Here is an 18,145-nt window from a genome sequence, read left to right as displayed (position 1 = left end):
CGGGCCCGCGTAGAGTCGCAAGGGTTATGAGGTCCCACCCCGCACCCAGCGTCCCCGATAGCGCCGCCTACCCCCCGGAAGTGGAGGCCTTCCGCGCCGGATATCCCTTCCCCCTCGACGAGTTCCAGCTCACCGCAGCCGCCGCCATCTCCGCTGGCCGCGGTGTCTTGGTCGGTGCCCCCACGGGTGCAGGCAAGACCGTTGTCGGGGAGTTCGCGGTGCACGCGGCCTTCTACAGCGGCGGCACCTGCTTCTACACCACCCCCATCAAGGCCCTGAGCAACCAGAAGTACCGGGACCTCGTGGAGCGCTACGGCCAGCTCAACGTCGGCCTGCTCACGGGGGATGTGACGATCAACGGGGATGCGCCGATCGTGGTCATGACCACGGAGGTGCTGCGCAACATGATCTACGCGGACTCCGAGCGGCTGCGCACCCTCACTCACGTGGTCATGGACGAGGTGCACTTCCTCGCCGATCCCTCCCGCGGCCCAGTGTGGGAGGAGGCCATCCTCAACCTGGATCCGCGGGTGATCCTGGTTTCCCTATCCGCCACCGTGAGCAATGTGGAGGAGTTCGGGGGATGGTTGCGCACCGTGCGGGGCGATACGGACGTCGTCATCACGGAGCGCCGCCCCGTGCCGCTGCGCCAGTTCGTTATGGTGGGGTCCCGCATTTTGCCGATGTTCTCCAAGGCGGCGCAGAACCCGGCCGATCAGCACGTGGGCGCGGTAAACCGCCAGGTGTTGTTGGCCGCGCAGCGGGCCGAGGAGCTGGGTCGCCGCAAGGGGCCCAAGCGCACCGAGGTGGTGGGGAACATGCTGGAGGCGGGCATGCTGCCGGCGATCTACTTCATCTTCTCCCGGGTGGGCTGCGATACCGCCGTACGCCAGCTATTGGTGGATCGGGTGGATCTGGTCACCGAAGCGGAGCGGGAGGAGATTTGCTCCATTGTGGACGCCGGGGTCGGCGCGCTCAGCCAACAGGACCTCGAGGTGCTAGGTTTCAGCCACTTTCGACGGGCCCTATCGCGGGGATTCGCTGCGCACCACGCCGGGATGCTGCCAGCTTTTCGGCACATCGTAGAGCAACTGTTCAGCCGGGGGTTGCTCAAGGTGTGCTTCGCCACAGAGACCCTGGCGCTAGGGATTAACATGCCCGCTAGATCCGTGGTGCTGGAGAAGCTGGTGAAGTTCAACGGCGAAGCCCACGTGGATCTCACGCCGGGGCAATACACCCAGCTCACAGGCCGCGCGGGGCGGCGGGGTATTGACGTGGTGGGCAACGCGGTGGTGCTGTGGAGCCACGGCATCGATATCCACGCGGTCGCGGATCTCGCCTCTACCCGGACCTATCCGCTGGATTCGACCTTCCGGCCGGGCTACAACATGGCGGTGAACCTCATCGCCACAAAGGGACTGGAGCAATCCCACCGCCTGCTGGAGAGGTCCTTCGCCCAATATCAGTCCAACGGCGCGGTCGTGGAGCGGGCAGAACTGACCCAGAAGCGCCGACTCGACCTGCGCGAGCAGCGCCGGGCCCTGGAGCAGTTGGTTCAGGGCAGCACGGAGGATTTTCAGGCGGTGGTGGAGTACGCGGGGCTGCGACGGAAGTTGGCCCACGAGGAGCGCCGGGCCAAGCGGGAGGCCCTGGAGGACCGGCAGGTGGAGGTCGCCGCCCTGTTGCGCTCGCTTGCGGTGGGGGACATCATCGCCCTGCCCACGGGACGAAACCCCATGACCGCAGTTGTCGCGCGAGCGGACGGGGATCCGCGCAACCCACGCCCCACGATCATCACCGAGGACGGCTGGGCGGAGCGAGTGGCCCCGGACATGTTCGGCAACACGCCGGTGGTGGTCGGGCACATGCGCCTGCACCGGGGGGTGGAGCGCAACCCGAAGCGCCAAGCCCGCCCGGTTGCCGCGAACCTGCGGCGGATGCACGTGGACAAGCCGGCCAAGCTCAAGCCCCGGGCGCGCGGCGGCTCCTCAGCCTCCGGGGAGTTGCGCTCGGTAGTCCAGGCCCACCCGGTGCATTCCTGGCCGCGGCGGGAGGAACTGTGCCGGGCGGGGGAGTTGTACCTCAAGGCCGAACGTCGGCTGGAGTTCCACCAGCGGGAGTCCGCGGACACGGGGCACACCCTGGTGGGCACGTTCGACCGCATTCTGGCGCTGCTGGCCGAGCTGGACTATGTGCAGATGGGCACGTCCCCCTCCGGGGACCCCACGGCGGAGGTCACCATGGAGGGCGAGCGGCTGGCCCGGGTCCACCACGAGTCCGATCTCCTCGTCGCTCAGTGTCTGCGCCGGGGCGTGTGGGATGGGTTGGACCCCGCGGAGCTCGCGGGAGTGGTCAGCACGTGCGTCTTCGAGAACCGCCGCGAGACTGGGGGAGAGCTGCACCCGCCGACGGACGCGTTGGAGGAGGCCATCAACCAGACCCTGCGCATCCACGAGGAGTTGCGCCGGGATGAGGAGCGCCACCGGTTGACTGAGACCAGGGAGCCGGTTTTGTCCTTTGCCACCGCCGCCCACCAGTGGACCGCCGGGGCACCCCTGGAATACTGCTTGCAGGCGGCGGAGGCCTCCGGGGCTCAGCTCACCCCCGGGGACTTCGTGCGCTGGTGTCGGCGGGTCATGGATCTGCTGGACCAGATCAAGCAAACGGGTTATTCCGATGAGGTGCGCGCGGCGGCCCGCAAGGCGGTCGCGGCCATGAAGCGAGGAGTAGTGGCAATCGATGCCTAAGCCAGAACAGTTGCGGACCCCACGGGGCCAGCGCATCGCCGTTTTCGGGGCGACCAGCGAGATTGGCGAGCACGTCGCCCGCTTGCTGGCCCCGGGGAACACCATGGTCCTGGCCGGCCGGCGGGTGGAGGCGCTTCAGACCACCGCCGCCGAGCTCCGCTCTGCGGGCGCCGATGATGTGGAGGTGGTTTTCTTCGAGGCCACGGACACCGCCGCCCAGCGCGACCTCATCGCACAGATCCAGACGGGCGGCCCCATCGATATCGCCCTGGCGATGTTCGGGGTACTCGGCGATCAGGCCGCCGCGGAGCGCGATGGCGAGGAGGTCTACCGTGTCCTCCACACGGACTTCACCGCCCAGGCCGTTTTGCTCACAGAGCTGGCCCGCGCCATGGAGCCGAGAGACCGGGGCACCATCGTGGCCTTCTCCTCCATCGCCGGGGCTCGCGTGCGTCGGCCGAACTACGTCTACGGCTCCGCCAAGGCCGGGCTGGACGGCTTCTGCCAGGGAATGCAGGACGCGCTGGCCCCCACAGGTCTGCGCCTGCTCGTCGTCCGCCCGGGCTTCGTCATCGGGCGCATGACGGAGGGCATGTCCCCGGCACCCATGTCGTCCACCCCGGAGACCGTCGCGCGGGCCACGGTCGCGGCGATCAGCTCGGATGCCACGGATGTGTGGATCCCGCGCAAGTTGGGTGTGCTCGCCAGGATCCTCCCGCTCGTTCCGCGCTGGCTGTGGCGGCGGGCACCGCGATAAGAAGCGGGGGCGGTAATCTAGGGGACGTTGATCCGGCGCTCGGGTAAGCGGCGTCGGCACGCAAGAGAAAGAGCCTCCCCACATGACCTTGTTTTCGGCCGCCTACCTCCTGGTGGAGATCATCGCCTTCGTTCTGCTGGGCCTGCTCATCGGCTTCGGCTGGGCCCTGCTGGTGCTGTTCGTCCTGTTCGTCCTCGGCGTGGCCCTCGCGGCCTGGCAGATGCGGGCGCTGGCCCGCCGGGCCCAGAATCAGACGGAAAACCCCGGCAAGTTGACCGCGGACATGGCCTTCACGGCCTTTGGTGCTTTCCTCGTGGCCCTGCCGGGGCTGGTCGCGACCTTCCTGGGCATCCTCATGCTGCTGCCGCCCACCCGTGCGCTGCTGCGCAAGGTGCTCAAGGGCGCGGCGGAGCGGTTCATCATCAAGATGGGTGGATCCTCCTTCATCACGGCTTCCCGCTATGGGGCGCCGGGCACCCGGGATATCAAAGGCTGGGGTGATGTGATCGATCACCGCGACCTGCCGTGATCGCTGCCGCTTCCGGCCGTCGGCTCCCCGGCGCGCTGCGGTTTTTCGGGCGCGCCGTAGCTGCCGTGTTCTCGGGGGTGTTGGTGTATGCCTCCTATCAGCCGACGGGGTTGTGGTGGGCCGCGCCGGTGGGCATGGCGCTGTTCTTTGCGACGGTGACCCGGCGGCGCGCGGCGGTGCTGTCGTGGCTGTCGGGCCTGACGCTCTACGCGCTGCTGCTGCCGTGGGTGGGGGAGTTCGTCGGCGCGTCGGCGTGGATTGCCTTGGCGGTGGTGCAGTCGATGTACTCCCTGGCCTTCGGCCTGGGCCTGAAGGTGTTGCTGGGATGGGCCGCTGGGCGGCGCGGTGGGCTCTTCGTGACAGTGCCGGCGTGGTTCGTCGCCGTGGAATGGGTTCGCTCGCGCTGGCCGTTCGGCGGGTTTGGGTGGGGGAGGCTGGCCTGGGGCCAGGTCGGTGGGCCCATGGCCGGGCTTATTCGGTTGGGTGGCCCGGCTGTGGTCACGTGGGCGGTTGTGTTCATCGGCCTGGCCGTGGGGTGGGCCCTGCGGCCGGCCTGGGATGGTGCGCGGGGGCATGTGCGGCCGCGGTTGGTCAGCGCCGGAGCCGCAGTGGTCCTGTCCCTGGCGGCGGTCGGTTATCATGCGGCGGTCGTGCGGCCTGCGGCAGATTATGGTGGGGACGCCAATCACCTGCGCGTGGCCGCAGTACAGGGCAATGTCCCCCGGCTGGGTCTGGATTTCAACTCGCAGCGCCGCGCGGTGCTGGACAACCACGTGCACGAGACCGGTGCGCTGGGCCGACAGGTCGCTGCGGGCACCGCCCCGCCGCCGGATGTGGTCCTGTGGCCGGAGAATGCCTCGGACATCAGCCCCTTTAGCAACAGCGATGCGCGGGCGGAGATCGAATGGGCGGTCCGCGCGGTGGGCGCTCCCATCGTGCTGGGCACCGTTTCTTCCGACCCGGTGCCGGGGGACCCGGGTACGAGCGTGGATCACAATGTCATGGTGGCCTGGGTGCCGCAGGGGGATCGGCTGGGGCCGGGGGAGCGCCACGAAAAGCGCTTCCTCCAGCCCTTTGGGGAGTACATGCCGCTGCGCGGGTTGCTGCGGCATGTGAGCTCCTACGTAGACCGAGCAGGTTCCTTCGTGCCGGGTACCGGCAATGGGGTCATCCACGTGCCAACGCGGCAGGGGCGACCGGTGGCTTTGGGTGTAGCCACGTGTTATGAGGTGGCTTTCGATGGGGCCTTTCGCGATGCGGTGCGCTCCGGTGCGCAGGTGCTGGTGAGTCCCACAAACAACGCGACCTTTGGCTTCACGGACATGACCTATCAGCAGTTGGCCATGAGCCGGATGCGGGCCATCGAATACGACCGCGCCGTCGTTGTCCCGGCCACCTCCGGGGTGTCCGCCCTCGTCCGGCCGGACGGCTCAGTGGAGAGCCGATCGCAGATCTTCACCCCGGCCGTATTGCAGGGGGAGGTGGGGCTGCGGGATACTCGGACAATCTCAGCCCGTGTCGGACCGGGGGTGGAAGCCGCGTTGGCTACCCTGGGAGGGGTCGCCGTGGCGATCGCGGCGCTATATACTTTGGCGCGCCGCCGCAACGGGCCGCGCAAGGAAACTTCAGGCACTAGATCAACGAGAAGGCAGGAAGGCCGATCACATGGCAAAAATTAGTGACCACACCCTGGTCATCATCCCGACGTTCAACGAGCGGGAGAACCTTCCGCTCATCGTCAAGCGCCTTCTGGATGCCGAGCCACAGCGGGTCCACGTTCTGGTTGTGGACGATTCCAGCCCGGATGGTACCGGGGAGGTGGCCGATCAGCTCGCCGCCAAGGACGAGCGCATCCAGGTCCTCCACCGAGAGGGCAAGGGTGGCCTCGGCGGCGCCTACATCGCCGGGTTCCACTGGGGGCTCGACCGCGGGTACGATGTCCTGTGCGAAATGGATGCGGATGGCTCCCACGCCCCGGAGCAGTTGCACCTGCTGCTGGACCGCGTGGACGCCGGAGCGGATCTCGTTATCGGCTCGCGCTACGTCAAGGGCGGCAAGACCGTGAACTGGCCGACCAGCCGACAGTTGCTCAGCCGCGGGGGCAACATCTACGTGGCGCTCGCACTGGGCGCCGGGTTATCCGATATCACCGGCGGCTACCGGGCCTACCGCCGGGAGGTCCTGGAGGCAATTCACCTGGATACGGTCGATTCCGCAGGCTACGTCTTCCAGGTGGACCTAGCCTGGCGCGCAGTCCACGAGGGCTTCGATGTGCGAGAGGTCCCCATCACCTTCACCGAGCGCGAGATCGGGGAGTCCAAGATGAGCGGCAACATCGTCTCCGAGGCGATGCTGCAGGTAACGAAGTGGGGGGCCACCCACCGGGTGACCCAGGTCTCCACCCTGGTCAAGGAGTTCGGCAACCTTGGGGTGGAGATGGTCAAGCGCGCCGTTTACCAGCGCTAACTCTTCTTCTCCTTGGCCTTTTCCTGCTCCTTCATGAGCTTCACCGCGTTGCGGCGGCGCTTGCGCAGAATCTCGATGCGCTCATCCAGGAGGACGTCCAGCTCCTCCATCGTGCGGCGCTCGCAGAGCATGTCCCAGTGAGTCCGGGGGGGCTTGACCGGCTTGGACTCCTGGCCGTCACCCTCCATGAGGGTGCCCAACTGGCCGTTCTTGCACATCCACTCGTTGGGGATTTCGGCATCGTCGGCGAAGGGGACGTCGAACACTTCCCCCGATTCGGTCTGATACTTCACGGTGCGGCGGGGGGCCAAGTCGTGGTCCCGATCCGTCTCGTAAGAGACAGCGCCCATCCGGCTTCCGCGTAGAACCCGATCTGCCATGCTAAAAACACCGTGCCTTTCATCAAACGGTCTGTGCTCCGCGTGGACACTTTAGTGCACGCCGATGTGGTGTTGTGTACCCCCACGCTTAACGCCTGCGGGCGGGCGTTTGTTCCCCTTCGAGCGGATAGGTCTTCTGCCTACCACCCGCTAGGCTAAGAACCATGCGCAAAGGAATCATCACCCTGGGGATCATCGCCGTTATCGCCCTGGCAATGACCACTCTGGGCCCCCTTGCATTCCAGTTCTTCTCGGACCGCGGACTGCAGACTGCCTCTATCTCCTCCGGCGGGGAGCCCGCCTCCACGGACATGAACGGCACCTGGGAAATCGTCAAGGGCGCGGGCACCAACCGCACCCAGGCTGGCTACACCTTCGACGAGGTCCTCCCGGGCCAGCGCAAATCCACCTCCGGCCGGGCGGATAACGAGAAGAACACCAACATCACCGGCGGTCTCACGGTGGAGAACAATGTGGTCAAGGAAGGCAGCGTGGACGTCCTCGTGGACGGCATCACCTCCGATGTGGAGAAGCGGGACATCAACGTGCGCAACCACATTCTCAACACCAAGGAATACCCCCACGCCAAGTTCACGCTCACCAAGCCGGTGGATATCTCCTCCCTACCCAGCGACGGCAAGCCCGGGGAGATTAGCGTGACCGGGGACCTCACCCTTCGCGGCAAGACTAACTCCGTGACCACCACGCTGAAGGTCCTGCGCACGGGCAAGCACGTCATCATTGAAGGCAAGGTCCCCTTCGCCCGTAAGGATTATGGCATCAATTCGCCGCAGTTCGTGGCGTCCAAAATCGCCGAGAACGGCACCGTGGATCTCCTGCTGGTGATGGAGAAGAAGCAGTAACCATGGACCCCCAGCTCGTAGAGGCTTCCCGCTGGATGCGGTTGGTTGTCCTCGTCGTTTTCATCGGTTGGTTACTTTCCGATCCGCACGGTGTCAGGATTCTGTTTGCTGCCGTTTGTGGAGTCTTCCTGGTTCTGACAGTCTTTCAGCTGTGGAGTACGCACCAGGACACCAAGAGGTAGCCGAGTTCGCCGATCAGGACCTCCGGGAACTCATCGAGCACGACCGGTTAGATGCCGCGAGCCTATGGCTCGGTGCCCGATCCTCCGTGGAGATCGCCGAGGAAGTCGGCTGGCTGGACCCGGAGACGCAGGCCGTGGCTTTCCGGCTGCTGGATAAGAACCGAGCCCTCCAGGTCTTCGAGTTCCTGGACCCCTCCCACCAGGCGGAGCTGCTCGATTCCCTGCGCGATGACCACGTCGCGGACATCTTCCGGCGCATGGCGGCCGACGACCAGGCCCGCCTGCTGCACGAGATGCCCGCCAAGGTCGCCGCCCGCATGTTGGACGGACTGACCCCGCAGCAGCGCCGCGCAACGTCCGCCCTGCTCGGTTACCCTGCGGAGTCCGCCGGCCGCCTCATGGTGCCCACCCCCACCGTGCTGAGCCCGGACCTGGACCGGGATGCTGCCCTGGACAAGCTGCAGCAGCGATGGGGCGTGTCGGGTCGTTCCTCCCACCGCCGCAACGCAATTGCGGTCGTGCCCGTGACCACCGACGATCGGGTGCTCATCGGCATGGTCAACCTCTCCGACCTCATTGGCTGCGCCTCGGGGACGAAGGTGGAGGACCTCCTGCACCTCGAGCACCACGAGATCCGGGCGGCGGAGGACCAGGAGACGGCCGCGCGCCTCATCCAGGAGGCGGACCTGCTGGCCCTACCCGTGGTCGATGCGGAACAGCGACTGCTCGGCGTGATCACCGTGGACGACGCGATGGAGGTCCTCGAACGCGAGGTGACGGAGGATACCTACCGCGCTTCCGGTGCCGAGCCGCTGGGGGAGCCGTACCTCTCCGCGACGGTGGTGACGCTGGCCAGGAAGCGCGGGGTGTGGCTGGCCGTGCTGATCCTCGCGGCCTTCCTGACGATCAACGTCATGCACGTGTTCCAGGACACCCTAGAGGCCGTCGTGGTGCTGGCCACCTTCGTGCCCATGATCATCGGCACCGGCGGCAACGCAGGTTCCCAGGCGGCCGCGGCAGTCATCCGCGCGCTTGCCGTGAACGAGGTTCGCCCGGCAGACCTGCTGCGCATCGTCTGGCGCGAGGTGCGGGTGGGCTTCATGCTGGGCGTTTTCCTCGCCAGCATGATCATCCCCATCCTGGGCTTTTTGTACGAACCGCGGGTGGCCGTCACGGTGGCCACAACGGTCATCTGCATCTGCTCTTGGGCCTGTATTGTCGGCGGCGTGTTGCCGCTCGTAGCCAAGAAGATCGGGGTTGATCCGGCCGTCTTTTCGACGCCCGTGGTCGCGACCCTGGTGGACGCTACCGGCCTCATCATCTACTTCACTGTGGCCAATACGATCATGGCCCAGCAGATCGCCGCGGTTAGCGGGGCGGGATAGGGATCGACTGCCGTGGCCCACACGAGGCAAGGGGGCACCCCGGTGGATCGGCGGCTCAGCCGCCGGGAGCTGCTGGGGCTGGGAGTGCTGGGCGCGGCGGGACTCGTCGGCGGAAGCGCCGTGCTCCAGGGCTGCAGCACGCAGGGGGAGGGGCGGGGCACCCCGACAGCCACGACCACGGCGCAGCCGGGCCCACCGTCGTCCGGTTCGTCCGCACCGGATGCGCCCTCCGGTTCGCCTCAGCCGGATGCCGAGGCGGAGATCCAACGCACGCTGGCCCCCCTGCGCCAGCAACAACCGACCCAGTGGGGGACGGCGCTGGCCGACGTTACCCGACGGCTGGACTCGGGTCGGCCCGCCGCAACCCTGTACCTTACCCGTGATGCCTGCGGCGGGCCCTCCGGCAGCGATTACGACGCGGAACTCATCGATGTCCTGCGCGAGCACGCAGTACCAGCCACGCTGTTTCTCAACAGCCGCTGGGTGACAGCTAACCCGGAGTTCACCCGCAAGCTCATCGCCGATCCGCTGTTCCAGGTGGAAAACCATGGCACCTCCCACCGCCCCCTCAGCGTTAACGGCCGGTCCGCCTACGGCATCGAGGGCATCGCAAACTTCGACGCGGCCGTAGAGGAGATCCGCGGCAACGAACGCAGTCTCCGGGAGGCCTTCAACCACAACATCTCCTGGTTCCGCTCCGGGACCGCCCATTACGACGATGTGGCTGTAAGCATCTGCCGGGCGCTGGGCCACCGCGTGGCGGGTTTCGGGACGAACGTCGATAGCGGAGCCACGGCCAGCGCCGCGGACGTCCGGCGCGCCCTGCTGGGCGCCGATGCCGGAGACATCTGCATCGCCCACATGAATCACCCGGGCTCGGGAACCGCTGCGGGCCTACGCCGCGCCCTGCCGGAGCTGCTGGACCGCAAGACCTCCTTCGCCAAACTGGGCTAGCGCCAGGCCGGGTGTGCCACACTTGGGGCCCATGAGCCATTCACCGGCCCACGGGGCCATGTCGTGGGTGCCCACCGCCCGGCCGAGGGCCTGGTACATCCGGCTGTGGGATCCCTTCTGGATGCTGCCCATGGCCTGCGTGGCGGTGTCCGTCCTACTCGGCATCGTGTTGCCGCAGGTGGACTCCCTGGCCTCGGACTGGGTGCCCGTTGTCTTCCACGGCGGCCCCGACGGAGCCCGCACGGTGTTGTCCACCATTACCTCCGCGATGATCTCCGTGACGGGATTGGTCTTCTCCATCACGATGGTGCTTGTGCAGTTGGCGAGTAGCCAGTTCTCCCAGCGGGTCCTCGGCGGCTTCCTCGGGAGCAGAATCACGCAGGCCACCCTGGGGGTGTTCACCGGTACCTTCATGTACTCCCTCACGGTGCTGCGCTCCATCCGGGATCAGGCCACCGCGGAATCCGCCTTCGTCCCCCAGGTCGCCACCACTTTTTGCTTCCTGCTGGTCATTGCCAGCGTGGGGTTCTTCCTAGCCTTCATCGACCACATCATCTCCTCCATCCGCATCGCGAACGTCGTAGAAGAGATCCGCGCGAAGACGGTCGCCACCGGGGAACGGATGATCCCCGCGGGTTTGCAGCCCGAGGAGGATGGGGGAGAAGCGGGGCAGTGGACCCCACCACCCGGGGATGAGCCGTGGGAGGTTCGCTGGCGCAAACGCGGGGGCCGCCTCACGGATGTGGACTACCGGCGCTTGGTAGAGGTGGCGTCCGAAAACAATCTCACCGTCAACCTCTTGCCGCAGGTCGGGGCCTATGTGCCGAGGGGCAGGGCGGTGTTGGCCATCTACGGCATACCGGATGAACGGGTGCCGGGGCCCTCCGCCCCGGGAACGGCAGTACCGGCCGGGAGCCAGGAAACGCCGCTGCGCCAGGCGGCCGAGGACATGCTGGGCTGCCTGACGTGCGCACAGGAGCGGTCGATGCGCCAGGACGTGATGTTTGGGGTGCGCCAGATCGTGGACATCGCGGAGCGGGCGCTATCCCCGGGTATTAACGATCCCACAACGGCGGTGCAATGCCTGGACGCGCTCCACGGGCTGCTGCGCCCCCTGGTCCAGCGCCGAACCCCGCAGGGGCAGGTCAGCGATGCACGCGGGCACGTACGCTTGGTCTTTCGACCGCAGACGGTCCACCAGGTCCTCGAGTTGGCGACCGACGAGATCTCCTGGTGGGGTGCGGGCACCATTCAAGTCCCGCGACGGATGAAAACGATGGTGGACGACCTGCTCAGCGTGGCTGCCCCCGAGTACCAGGAACACCTACACCGGGTGCGCCAGCGCGTGGAGCGCCGCGATGCGAAGGCGGGGGAGAGCGAGCCGGGCAGCAGCGACCTTTAGGTGGTGGGGGCGGTGGGAATGCCGAGGCTTTCCAGGAGGGCGCGGACCCGCCGGTCGATGTCGTCCCGGATGAGGCGCATGCGTTCTATGCCCTCGATTCCCTGCTCGCTGGGCTCGATGGTGTCCCACCGTTCAACGGGTGGCGTCGGCTCGGGGTTGTCGGAGTCCAGGTCAGGTGACTGGGCTTTTCGCCCGATGACGATGATGCGCGTGGCCCTTCGCAGCAGTGCGGGGTCTATGGGCTTCGGGGCCCCGTCCATGGTGGCGCCCACCTCGGCGACAGCGGCGACGGATTCCGAATTGAGAGTGCCGCGCGGGTGGGTTCCGGCGGAGTAAATATCGGCGCGATCGCCCGCTATCTTCTTGGCCAGCGCGGCGGCCATCTGCGATTTTCCGGCGTTGCGCACGCAGATGAACACGAGGAGCGGGCGGGTTGCTGCTGGGGCTGCCGGGGCGGACGGGAACATCCGGGGGCCGAGCCAGCGCATGAGGAAAACGAGTGCGACGAGGACGGGCACCTCGATGAGCGGCCCAATGGTGCCGGCCAGCGCTTGGGCGGAGGTGGCCCCGAAGGTACCGACTGCGACGGCAATGGCCAGCTCGAAGTTGTTGCCGGCGGCCGTGAACGCGACGGTCGTGGCCGTTGCATAGCTCATGTGGGCCATCTTTGCCGCCAGCAGCGCGAGGGCGAACATGAGGCCGAAGTAGGCGACGAGGGGCAAGGCCACCGTGGCCACGGTGAGCGGCTGGTCGAGGATCCGATCGCCCTGGATGCTGAACAGCAGCACGATGGTGAACAGCAGGCCGATGAGAGCGAGGGGGGAGATGCGGGGCAGGAAGGTTTGCTCGTACCATTGCCGTCCCCGTCGGCGCTCGCCGATTATTCGGGACGCCGCTCCCGCGACCAAAGGCACCCCGAGGAAGACGAGGACGGACGCGACGATGGCCCAGAAAGAGAAGGTGGCAGATGTGGTCTCCAGACCCAGCCAAGCCGGGAAAATCTGCAGGTAGAACCATCCAAGCAGACCGAAGACCAGGATTTGGAACACCGAATTCACGGCGACGAGGACCGCGGCGGCCTCGTGATCACCGCAGGCCAGGTCGTTCCAGATGAGCACCATGGCGATACACCGGGCCAGTCCGACGATGATCAACCCGGTGCGCAGCTCCGGCTGGCCGGGCAGGAACAGCCAAGCCAGGGTGAACATGAGCAGCGGCCCCAAGACCCAGTTAAGGAGGACGGAGAGGACCATGAGGGATTTGTCTGCGAGGATTGCCCGCGTTTTGTCATAACGGACCTTGGCCAGGGGCGGGTACATCATGACGAGCAGTCCCACGGCGATGGGCAGGGAGATACCCGCGTATTCCAGGGAGAGCAGGGCACGGGGAACGGCGGGGGTCAGGCGGCCCAGGGCGAGGCCGAGGGCCATGGCCGCGATGATCCACAGGGGCAGCCAGCGGTCCAGGAAGGACAGGGTGCGCGCTGGTGTGGGCGCTGGGGTCGGCGGAGTGGCAGAGGACGTGTGCATACTAACCTATCGATATAGCCCTTGATCTATATATTGCTTGACACCGAAGGTACGCCTTATATTGATGGGAATCAATCCTCGGCCGATTCGAGCAACTGCTGCGGCCGAGGAAACGGGTTCTTACCCCCAACGCGAAAGGGGCGCCATCATACAGCGCACGGCCAACTTGACTGACTCTAAGACAGCCGCCGCGAGCCCGGGCAGTGCATACTCGGGCGACGTGCGTTGCTGTGAGTTAGCCAAGGGGCCCTTCGAGCCTGCAGAGGCCAAGCAGCTTGCGGGGTTGTTTCACACGCTGTCAGATCCCACGAGGCTGCGGTTGGTCTCCTTTATCGCCGCAGAGGGCTGCCGCCCGGTGCGCGCGTGTGACGCGGTGGGGATACTAGGCGTTGCTCAGCCAACGGTGAGTCATCACCTCAAGGTGTTGGCGGAGGCCGGGCTCCTGCGCCGAGAGCGCTCGGGGCGCAACATTATGTATGCCGTGAATCCACAGGCGTTCCAGGCACTGCGGCAGGCCCTGGAGCTAGGCTAAGGCCGTTACCAGGCCACGGATCCCTATCGGCAAAACGCCGATAATATACATTATGACACTTTGGCGTTACGGGACTCTTCCCCGGTACGGGGCCCGCCCACTTCGGGGCCACCTTGCCAGCCTGCTCGCCTCATCCCCTCCCCGCACCCATTGCCCGAACCCCCATCCTTCACCCCCACGCCATACCCCCGCCGTGAGAAAAACCACCGCGACTCGGCCCGCGCGATTCCTACCGGCGACCCATTCTCACCTTCTCCAAACCCGGCACAGTCGGCCAATCCACATTCACGCAACACAGCGGAAACAAATCTTTCATTCGATTGATACTCCAGGCTTTTGCCAGGTTATAGACTGAGCTAACCAACGCTGCCCACATGCTCGGCGCAGACGCATTCGTTTCGGACCGCACACCACAGTGGACTGCCGCGAATGATTCCCCGGAAAGCCCTCCGGACCTTTCGCGTCGGGCCAGTTGAAAGTTCTCGCCAACGCATGCTCAGATACGTCCTCCGGAAGTCACTTTCGTGGCTGATCGTTATTTTCCTGGCTACCAATCTCACCTACCTGATAGCCTCGACCTTCCTCGATCCCAGCTCGAACTACCTCGGACGGCGTCCACCGCTGTCGGAAGAACAAATCGACCGGATTCTTACCCCGCTCAACCTCAGTACTTCCACCCCGCTATGGGAGCGCTGGTGGCACTGGTTCACCGGCATTCTCCTGCACTGGGATTGGGGAACCTCCCCCGTTGGCGACAGCGTCAACAGTCAGGTGTCCTACCGCATCTGGGTTTCCGCAGAGCTGTTACTCCTGGCAACCATCATCTCCATCGTTCTTGGCGTCGCTATTGGCGTGTACACGGCCTCCCGCCAATATCAGCTGGGTGACCGAGTCTTTCAGGGCATATCCATCGTCGCGCTCAACCTCCACGTCGTTGTCGTTTCCATTGCGGTGGTTTTCTTCGGGCGCATGATCAACGACACCACCGGCAAGCGCATCTTTTACGTCACCGGATCCGCCAACCCTGATGTGCACGGGTTCTTTCCCCATCTCGTCGACCTTCTGCAGCACCTGCTGTTGCCCACCATTGCCCTCGTGGTGATCTCCTACGCGGGTTATCACATGACCCAACGCAGCCTGCTGCTGGACAACCTCGGCGCAGACTACGTGCGTACCGCCAGGGCAAAGGGCCTTACCCGCCCCCAGGCCATCCGCAAACACGCCCTGCGCACCTCCGTGATCCCCATCGCCACCAGCGTCGCCTTCTCCATTCCGGGAATTTTCACCGGCGCCGTGATGACGGAACAGATTTTCGGGTGGAACGGTATGGGGCAATATTTCGTCCAAACGATTTCCAAAAACGATGTGCACGGCGCCGTGGCCGTGGGCGCCTTCGGTGCTCTCATGACCGGCCTGTCTGCGATCCTCGCCGACATCCTCATCGTCATCCTCGATCCCCGAGTGCGGGTGAATTAGCATGAGCATCCCACAGAATCTTTCGGACGCCACCCGCCTGGACGCCGCCGTCCAGGGCACCTCTGCTCCGGAAACCGCCATAGAGACCGGCAAGGCCCTTGGCACCACCCCGAAACGCAGCCGCTCCAAATTCGCCCTGTACGCCCGCCGATTCCGGCGCAACAAGCTCGCCCTGCTCGGCAGCGTCCTCTTCGCGGTTCTCGTTCTCCTCGCCATCATCGGCCCCGCCCTGTCCCAGTGGGGTTATGACGAACCAGACTTCCTCAGCCTGTCCGCGCCGCCCTCCCCAGAGCACTGGTTTGGCACGACCGACGGCGGCAACGATCTGTTCGCCCAGACCACCCACGGGCTCGGCCGGTCCCTCATGATCGCCGTTACCGTAGCCATCGGCACCACCATCATCTCGGCCCTGCTCGGTGCCGGGGCAGCCCTCTACGGGGGACGCGTGGAAAGCGTCATCCTCGGGCTCATCCACTTCCTCCTAGCCATCCCCTCCTTCCTACTCATCGCGCTCATTGTGGCCGACTCGGGTGGGGACTGGCGGATGCTGACTTTGGTGCTCATCCTCTTCGGCTGGATGATGACAGCCCGCGTCATCTGGTCCATGTCCATGTCCGTGCGGGAAAACGACTACGTTCGCGCAGCTCGATACATGGGTGTCAGCAAATTCCGCACCATTATTCGGCACATCATCCCCAATATCGGCTCCCTCCTCATCATTCAGTTCACCCTTGGCATTGTCGCCACCATCACTAACGAGACAGCCCTATCCTTCCTTGGGCTCGGTGTGAAGCTGCCCGACGTGAGCCTGGGCACCCTCCTGGCCGTTGGTGCGGGATCCACAAAGGCGGCCCCGTGGCAGTTCTGGTTCCCCGCGTTAACCCTCACGCTGCTCACGATCTCTATCGCCTTTATCTCTGACGGTGTCCGCGACGCCCTCGACCCGAACTCCTCTGCAGGAGGCCGCGCCTGATGTCTGTTTCGAAGAACACCCCAGTCCTCTCTGTTCGCGATCTCAACGTTTCCTTTCCTTCGGAAGCCGGCACCGTGCGCGCGGTCAGGGGCGTCGATTTCGATCTCTACCCCGGCCGCACCCTGGGAATCGTCGGTGAATCGGGATCCGGAAAATCGGTGACGTCCATGGCCATCATGGGGCTGCTGCCCCAATACGCGAAGGTCACGGGATCCGTCCGTTTCGGCGAAGAAGAGCTCATCGGAAAAAGCGACGCCCAAATGTCCGCCATCCGCGGCAACGGCATCGGGATGATTTTCCAGGACCCCTTGAGCGCCCTTACCCCGGTGTTCTCCATCGGCGATCAGCTCGTGGAGGCCATCCGCTGCCACCAGAACGTCACCAAGGCCGCCGCCTGGAAACAAGCCGTGGAGCTGCTGGACCTCGTCGGAATCCCCCAACCGGACAAGCGCGTGAAGTCCTTTCCCCACGAGTTTTCCGGGGGCATGCGCCAGCGCGCCGTCATTGCCATCGCGATTGCCAATAATCCCCGCGTCCTCATTGCGGACGAACCCACCACCGCGCTGGATGTCACGGTCCAGGCACAGGTTTTGGACGTCATCCGCCTCGCGCAGCGCGAAACGGCCGCGGCGACCATCATGATCACCCACGACATGGGGGTGATTGCCGGAACTGCGGACGACGTCATGGTTATGTACGCCGGGCGCCCCGTGGAGAACGCGGAGGTCCACGAGCTCTTTCAGAACCCACGCATGCCCTACACCGTGGGTTTGCTGGGATCCACGCCCCGAGTCGACCGGCCCGCGGCGAGGGCCCTAACCCCCATCGTCGGTTCCCCGCCGGCCCTCATGGACCTCCCCGACGCCTGCGCTTTTGCCCCACGCTGCCCCATCGCGGTGGAGGAATGCCACAACTCCGAACCCAAGCTGGTGAAGATTGCAGACGGCGAACACAGCGCCGCGTGCATCCGTTCCGGTCAGATCAACGGTGGCCACATCGACGGCAAGGAATTGTTCCCGGTGCCCGAGCTGAGCCCGGATATGTACGCAGATGTACCCCGGTCCGAGCGGGAACAGATCCTGGAAGTAAGCCACCTATCGAAGGAATTCCCGCTGCTCAAGGGCGCCCTACTCAAGCGCAAAGTGGGTGTGGTGGAGGCCGTGAAGGACGTGTCCTTCGATATCCACGCCGGGGAATGCATGGCCATCGTCGGGGAATCCGGTTCCGGGAAAACCACCACCCTGCTGGAGGTCATGGACCTGCAACCCACCGGTGAGGCCAAGATCGTCCTCGCCGGCCGAGACACCGCGGGCATGACCGCCCGCCAGCGACTGCACGCCCGCCGGGACATTCAGATCGTGTTTCAAGATCCCATGAGCTCCCTGGACCCCCGGCTAACGATTCGCGAAATCATCGCCGAGCCCCTGCACTCCCTGGGCTATGACGGCAACGTGGACGACCGCGTTCGCGAGCTCATGGACCTCGTCGGCCTCAACGCGGACCACGTGGACCGCTTCCCCGGGCAGTTCTCCGGGGGGCAACGCCAGCGCATTGGGCTAGCCCGGGCCCTGGCGACCAATCCGAAACTCATCGTGCTGGATGAGCCGGTCTCCGCCCTGGACGTCTCCATTCAGGCGGGTGTGCTGAACCTTCTCAAGGACCTCAAGCGCCGCCTGGGCTTGTCCTACCTCTTTGTCGCACACGACCTCGCTGTCATCCGGCACCTCTCCGACCGGGTAGCCGTGATGTACCACGGGGATTTCGTGGAGCAGGGAACCGTGTCCGACATCTTCGACAACCCGCAGCACCCCTATACCAAGAAGCTCCTGGAAGCCATCCCCATCCCGGATCCCACCATCGAGCGCCAACGGCGCGGGCTCACCGTGCAGGAGGACGCGTGATCTCGCCCGCGACCGAGGGACGGGCACCGCCGACCTCAGGGGTGGTCGGCGGCGGCATTCGTCCTGGCG

15 protein-coding genes are annotated in these 18,145 nt (G+C 65.6%); 13 read left to right on the top strand and 2 right to left on the bottom strand.

Annotation, left to right across the window (positions count from 1 at the left end; all coding sequences use genetic code 11):
• Positions 1–26 precede the first annotated feature (26 nt).
• From CHEID_RS04780 to CHEID_RS04760, 5 genes are all read left to right on the top strand, one after another.
• On the top strand, positions 27–2,747 hold the full coding sequence (locus CHEID_RS04780) for a DEAD/DEAH box helicase (RefSeq protein WP_273661396.1): 2,721 nt from the start codon (positions 27–29) through the stop codon (positions 2,745–2,747).
• A complete protein-coding gene (locus CHEID_RS04775) occupies positions 2,740–3,504 on the top strand; it encodes an SDR family NAD(P)-dependent oxidoreductase (RefSeq protein ID WP_112769901.1) in 765 nt (254 codons plus the stop codon). The genes CHEID_RS04780 and CHEID_RS04775 overlap by 8 nt, the downstream gene beginning before the upstream one ends.
• An 82-nt stretch (positions 3,505–3,586) precedes the next feature.
• Complete coding sequence (locus tag CHEID_RS04770; protein WP_112769902.1) at positions 3,587–4,033, top strand: FxsA family protein; 447 nt, start codon at positions 3,587–3,589, stop codon at positions 4,031–4,033.
• A complete protein-coding gene (gene lnt, locus CHEID_RS04765) occupies positions 4,030–5,712 on the top strand; it encodes an apolipoprotein N-acyltransferase (protein WP_273661392.1) in 1,683 nt (560 codons plus the stop codon). Before CHEID_RS04770 ends, lnt begins: the two co-directional genes overlap by 4 nt.
• On the top strand, positions 5,699–6,499 hold the full coding sequence (locus CHEID_RS04760) for a polyprenol monophosphomannose synthase (RefSeq protein WP_112769903.1): 801 nt from the start codon (positions 5,699–5,701) through the stop codon (positions 6,497–6,499). Before lnt ends, CHEID_RS04760 begins: the two co-directional genes overlap by 14 nt.
• Here CHEID_RS04760 and CHEID_RS04755 read toward each other — a convergent pair.
• The gene (locus tag CHEID_RS04755) at positions 6,496–6,879 is read right to left on the bottom strand and encodes an RNA polymerase-binding protein RbpA (RefSeq protein WP_112769904.1); all 384 of its coding nucleotides are present in this window, start codon (positions 6,877–6,879) and stop codon (positions 6,496–6,498) included. The genes CHEID_RS04760 and CHEID_RS04755 overlap by 4 nt on opposite strands.
• A gap of 164 nt (positions 6,880–7,043) precedes the next feature.
• Between CHEID_RS04755 and CHEID_RS04750 the strand changes: the two genes are divergently transcribed.
• The 4 genes from CHEID_RS04750 (at position 7,044) to CHEID_RS04735 (ending at position 11,665) form a co-directional block, all read left to right on the top strand.
• A complete protein-coding gene (locus CHEID_RS04750; RefSeq protein ID WP_112769905.1) occupies positions 7,044–7,742 on the top strand; it encodes a YceI family protein in 699 nt (232 codons plus the stop codon).
• A gap of 151 nt (positions 7,743–7,893) precedes the next feature.
• Positions 7,894–9,309, top strand: coding sequence for a magnesium transporter (gene mgtE, locus CHEID_RS04745; RefSeq protein ID WP_112769907.1), 1,416 nt, complete (start codon positions 7,894–7,896; stop codon positions 9,307–9,309).
• A 12-nt stretch (positions 9,310–9,321) separates the two neighbouring features.
• The gene (locus CHEID_RS04740; protein WP_146743878.1) at positions 9,322–10,263 is read left to right on the top strand and encodes a polysaccharide deacetylase family protein; all 942 of its coding nucleotides are present in this window, start codon (positions 9,322–9,324) and stop codon (positions 10,261–10,263) included.
• Between the two features lie 31 nt (positions 10,264–10,294).
• On the top strand, positions 10,295–11,665 hold the full coding sequence (locus tag CHEID_RS04735) for a DUF2254 domain-containing protein (protein WP_112769909.1): 1,371 nt from the start codon (positions 10,295–10,297) through the stop codon (positions 11,663–11,665).
• On the opposite strand, the gene arsB is transcribed toward CHEID_RS04735, so the two are convergent.
• Positions 11,662–13,194, bottom strand: a complete 1,533-nt coding sequence (gene arsB, locus CHEID_RS04730; RefSeq protein WP_112769910.1) for an ACR3 family arsenite efflux transporter — start codon at positions 13,192–13,194, stop codon at positions 11,662–11,664. The genes CHEID_RS04735 and arsB overlap by 4 nt on opposite strands.
• A gap of 166 nt (positions 13,195–13,360) precedes the next feature.
• Here arsB and CHEID_RS04725 point away from each other — a divergent pair, with 166 nt between their 5' ends.
• The 4 genes from CHEID_RS04725 to CHEID_RS04710 all read left to right on the top strand — a co-directional run bounded on the left by CHEID_RS04725 (position 13,361) and on the right by CHEID_RS04710 (position 18,076).
• Positions 13,361–13,726, top strand: a complete 366-nt coding sequence (locus CHEID_RS04725) for an ArsR/SmtB family transcription factor (RefSeq protein WP_238599370.1) — start codon at positions 13,361–13,363, stop codon at positions 13,724–13,726.
• Between the two features lie 492 nt (positions 13,727–14,218).
• Complete coding sequence (locus tag CHEID_RS04720) at positions 14,219–15,202, top strand: ABC transporter permease (protein ID WP_112770313.1); 984 nt, start codon at positions 14,219–14,221, stop codon at positions 15,200–15,202.
• Between the two features lies 1 nt (position 15,203).
• On the top strand, positions 15,204–16,175 hold the full coding sequence (locus CHEID_RS04715) for an ABC transporter permease (RefSeq protein ID WP_112770312.1): 972 nt from the start codon (positions 15,204–15,206) through the stop codon (positions 16,173–16,175).
• Positions 16,175–18,076 (top strand): dipeptide ABC transporter ATP-binding protein, encoded by a 1,902-nt coding sequence (locus CHEID_RS04710; protein WP_112770311.1) that lies wholly within the window; start codon positions 16,175–16,177, stop codon positions 18,074–18,076. Before CHEID_RS04715 ends, CHEID_RS04710 begins: the two co-directional genes overlap by 1 nt.
• Positions 18,077–18,145 lie beyond the last annotated feature (69 nt).

Origin of the sequence: Corynebacterium heidelbergense, assembly GCF_028609845.1 — a bacterium.
Lineage (GTDB): Bacteria > Actinomycetota > Actinomycetes > Mycobacteriales > Mycobacteriaceae > Corynebacterium > Corynebacterium heidelbergense.
The sequence above is the reverse complement of the archived record's forward strand: the minus strand, read 5'-3'. Positions and strand labels throughout refer to the sequence as shown.

Coding starts and splice junctions, on each gene's coding strand:
- CHEID_RS04780 (WP_273661396.1), top strand. CDS start 27: ATGAGGTCCCACCCCGCACCCAGCGTCCCCGATAGCGCCGCCTACCCC.
- CHEID_RS04775 (WP_112769901.1), top strand. CDS start 2,740: ATGCCTAAGCCAGAACAGTTGCGGACCCCACGGGGCCAGCGCATCGCC.
- CHEID_RS04770 (WP_112769902.1), top strand. CDS start 3,587: ATGACCTTGTTTTCGGCCGCCTACCTCCTGGTGGAGATCATCGCCTTC.
- CHEID_RS04760 (WP_112769903.1), top strand. CDS start 5,699: ATGGCAAAAATTAGTGACCACACCCTGGTCATCATCCCGACGTTCAAC.
- CHEID_RS04755 (WP_112769904.1), bottom strand. CDS start 6,879: ATGGCAGATCGGGTTCTACGCGGAAGCCGGATGGGCGCTGTCTCTTAC.
- CHEID_RS04750 (WP_112769905.1), top strand. CDS start 7,044: ATGCGCAAAGGAATCATCACCCTGGGGATCATCGCCGTTATCGCCCTG.
- CHEID_RS04735 (WP_112769909.1), top strand. CDS start 10,295: ATGAGCCATTCACCGGCCCACGGGGCCATGTCGTGGGTGCCCACCGCC.
- arsB (WP_112769910.1), bottom strand. CDS start 13,194: ATGCACACGTCCTCTGCCACTCCGCCGACCCCAGCGCCCACACCAGCG.
- CHEID_RS04720 (WP_112770313.1), top strand. CDS start 14,219: ATGCTCAGATACGTCCTCCGGAAGTCACTTTCGTGGCTGATCGTTATT.
- CHEID_RS04715 (WP_112770312.1), top strand. CDS start 15,204: ATGAGCATCCCACAGAATCTTTCGGACGCCACCCGCCTGGACGCCGCC.
- CHEID_RS04710 (WP_112770311.1), top strand. CDS start 16,175: ATGTCTGTTTCGAAGAACACCCCAGTCCTCTCTGTTCGCGATCTCAAC.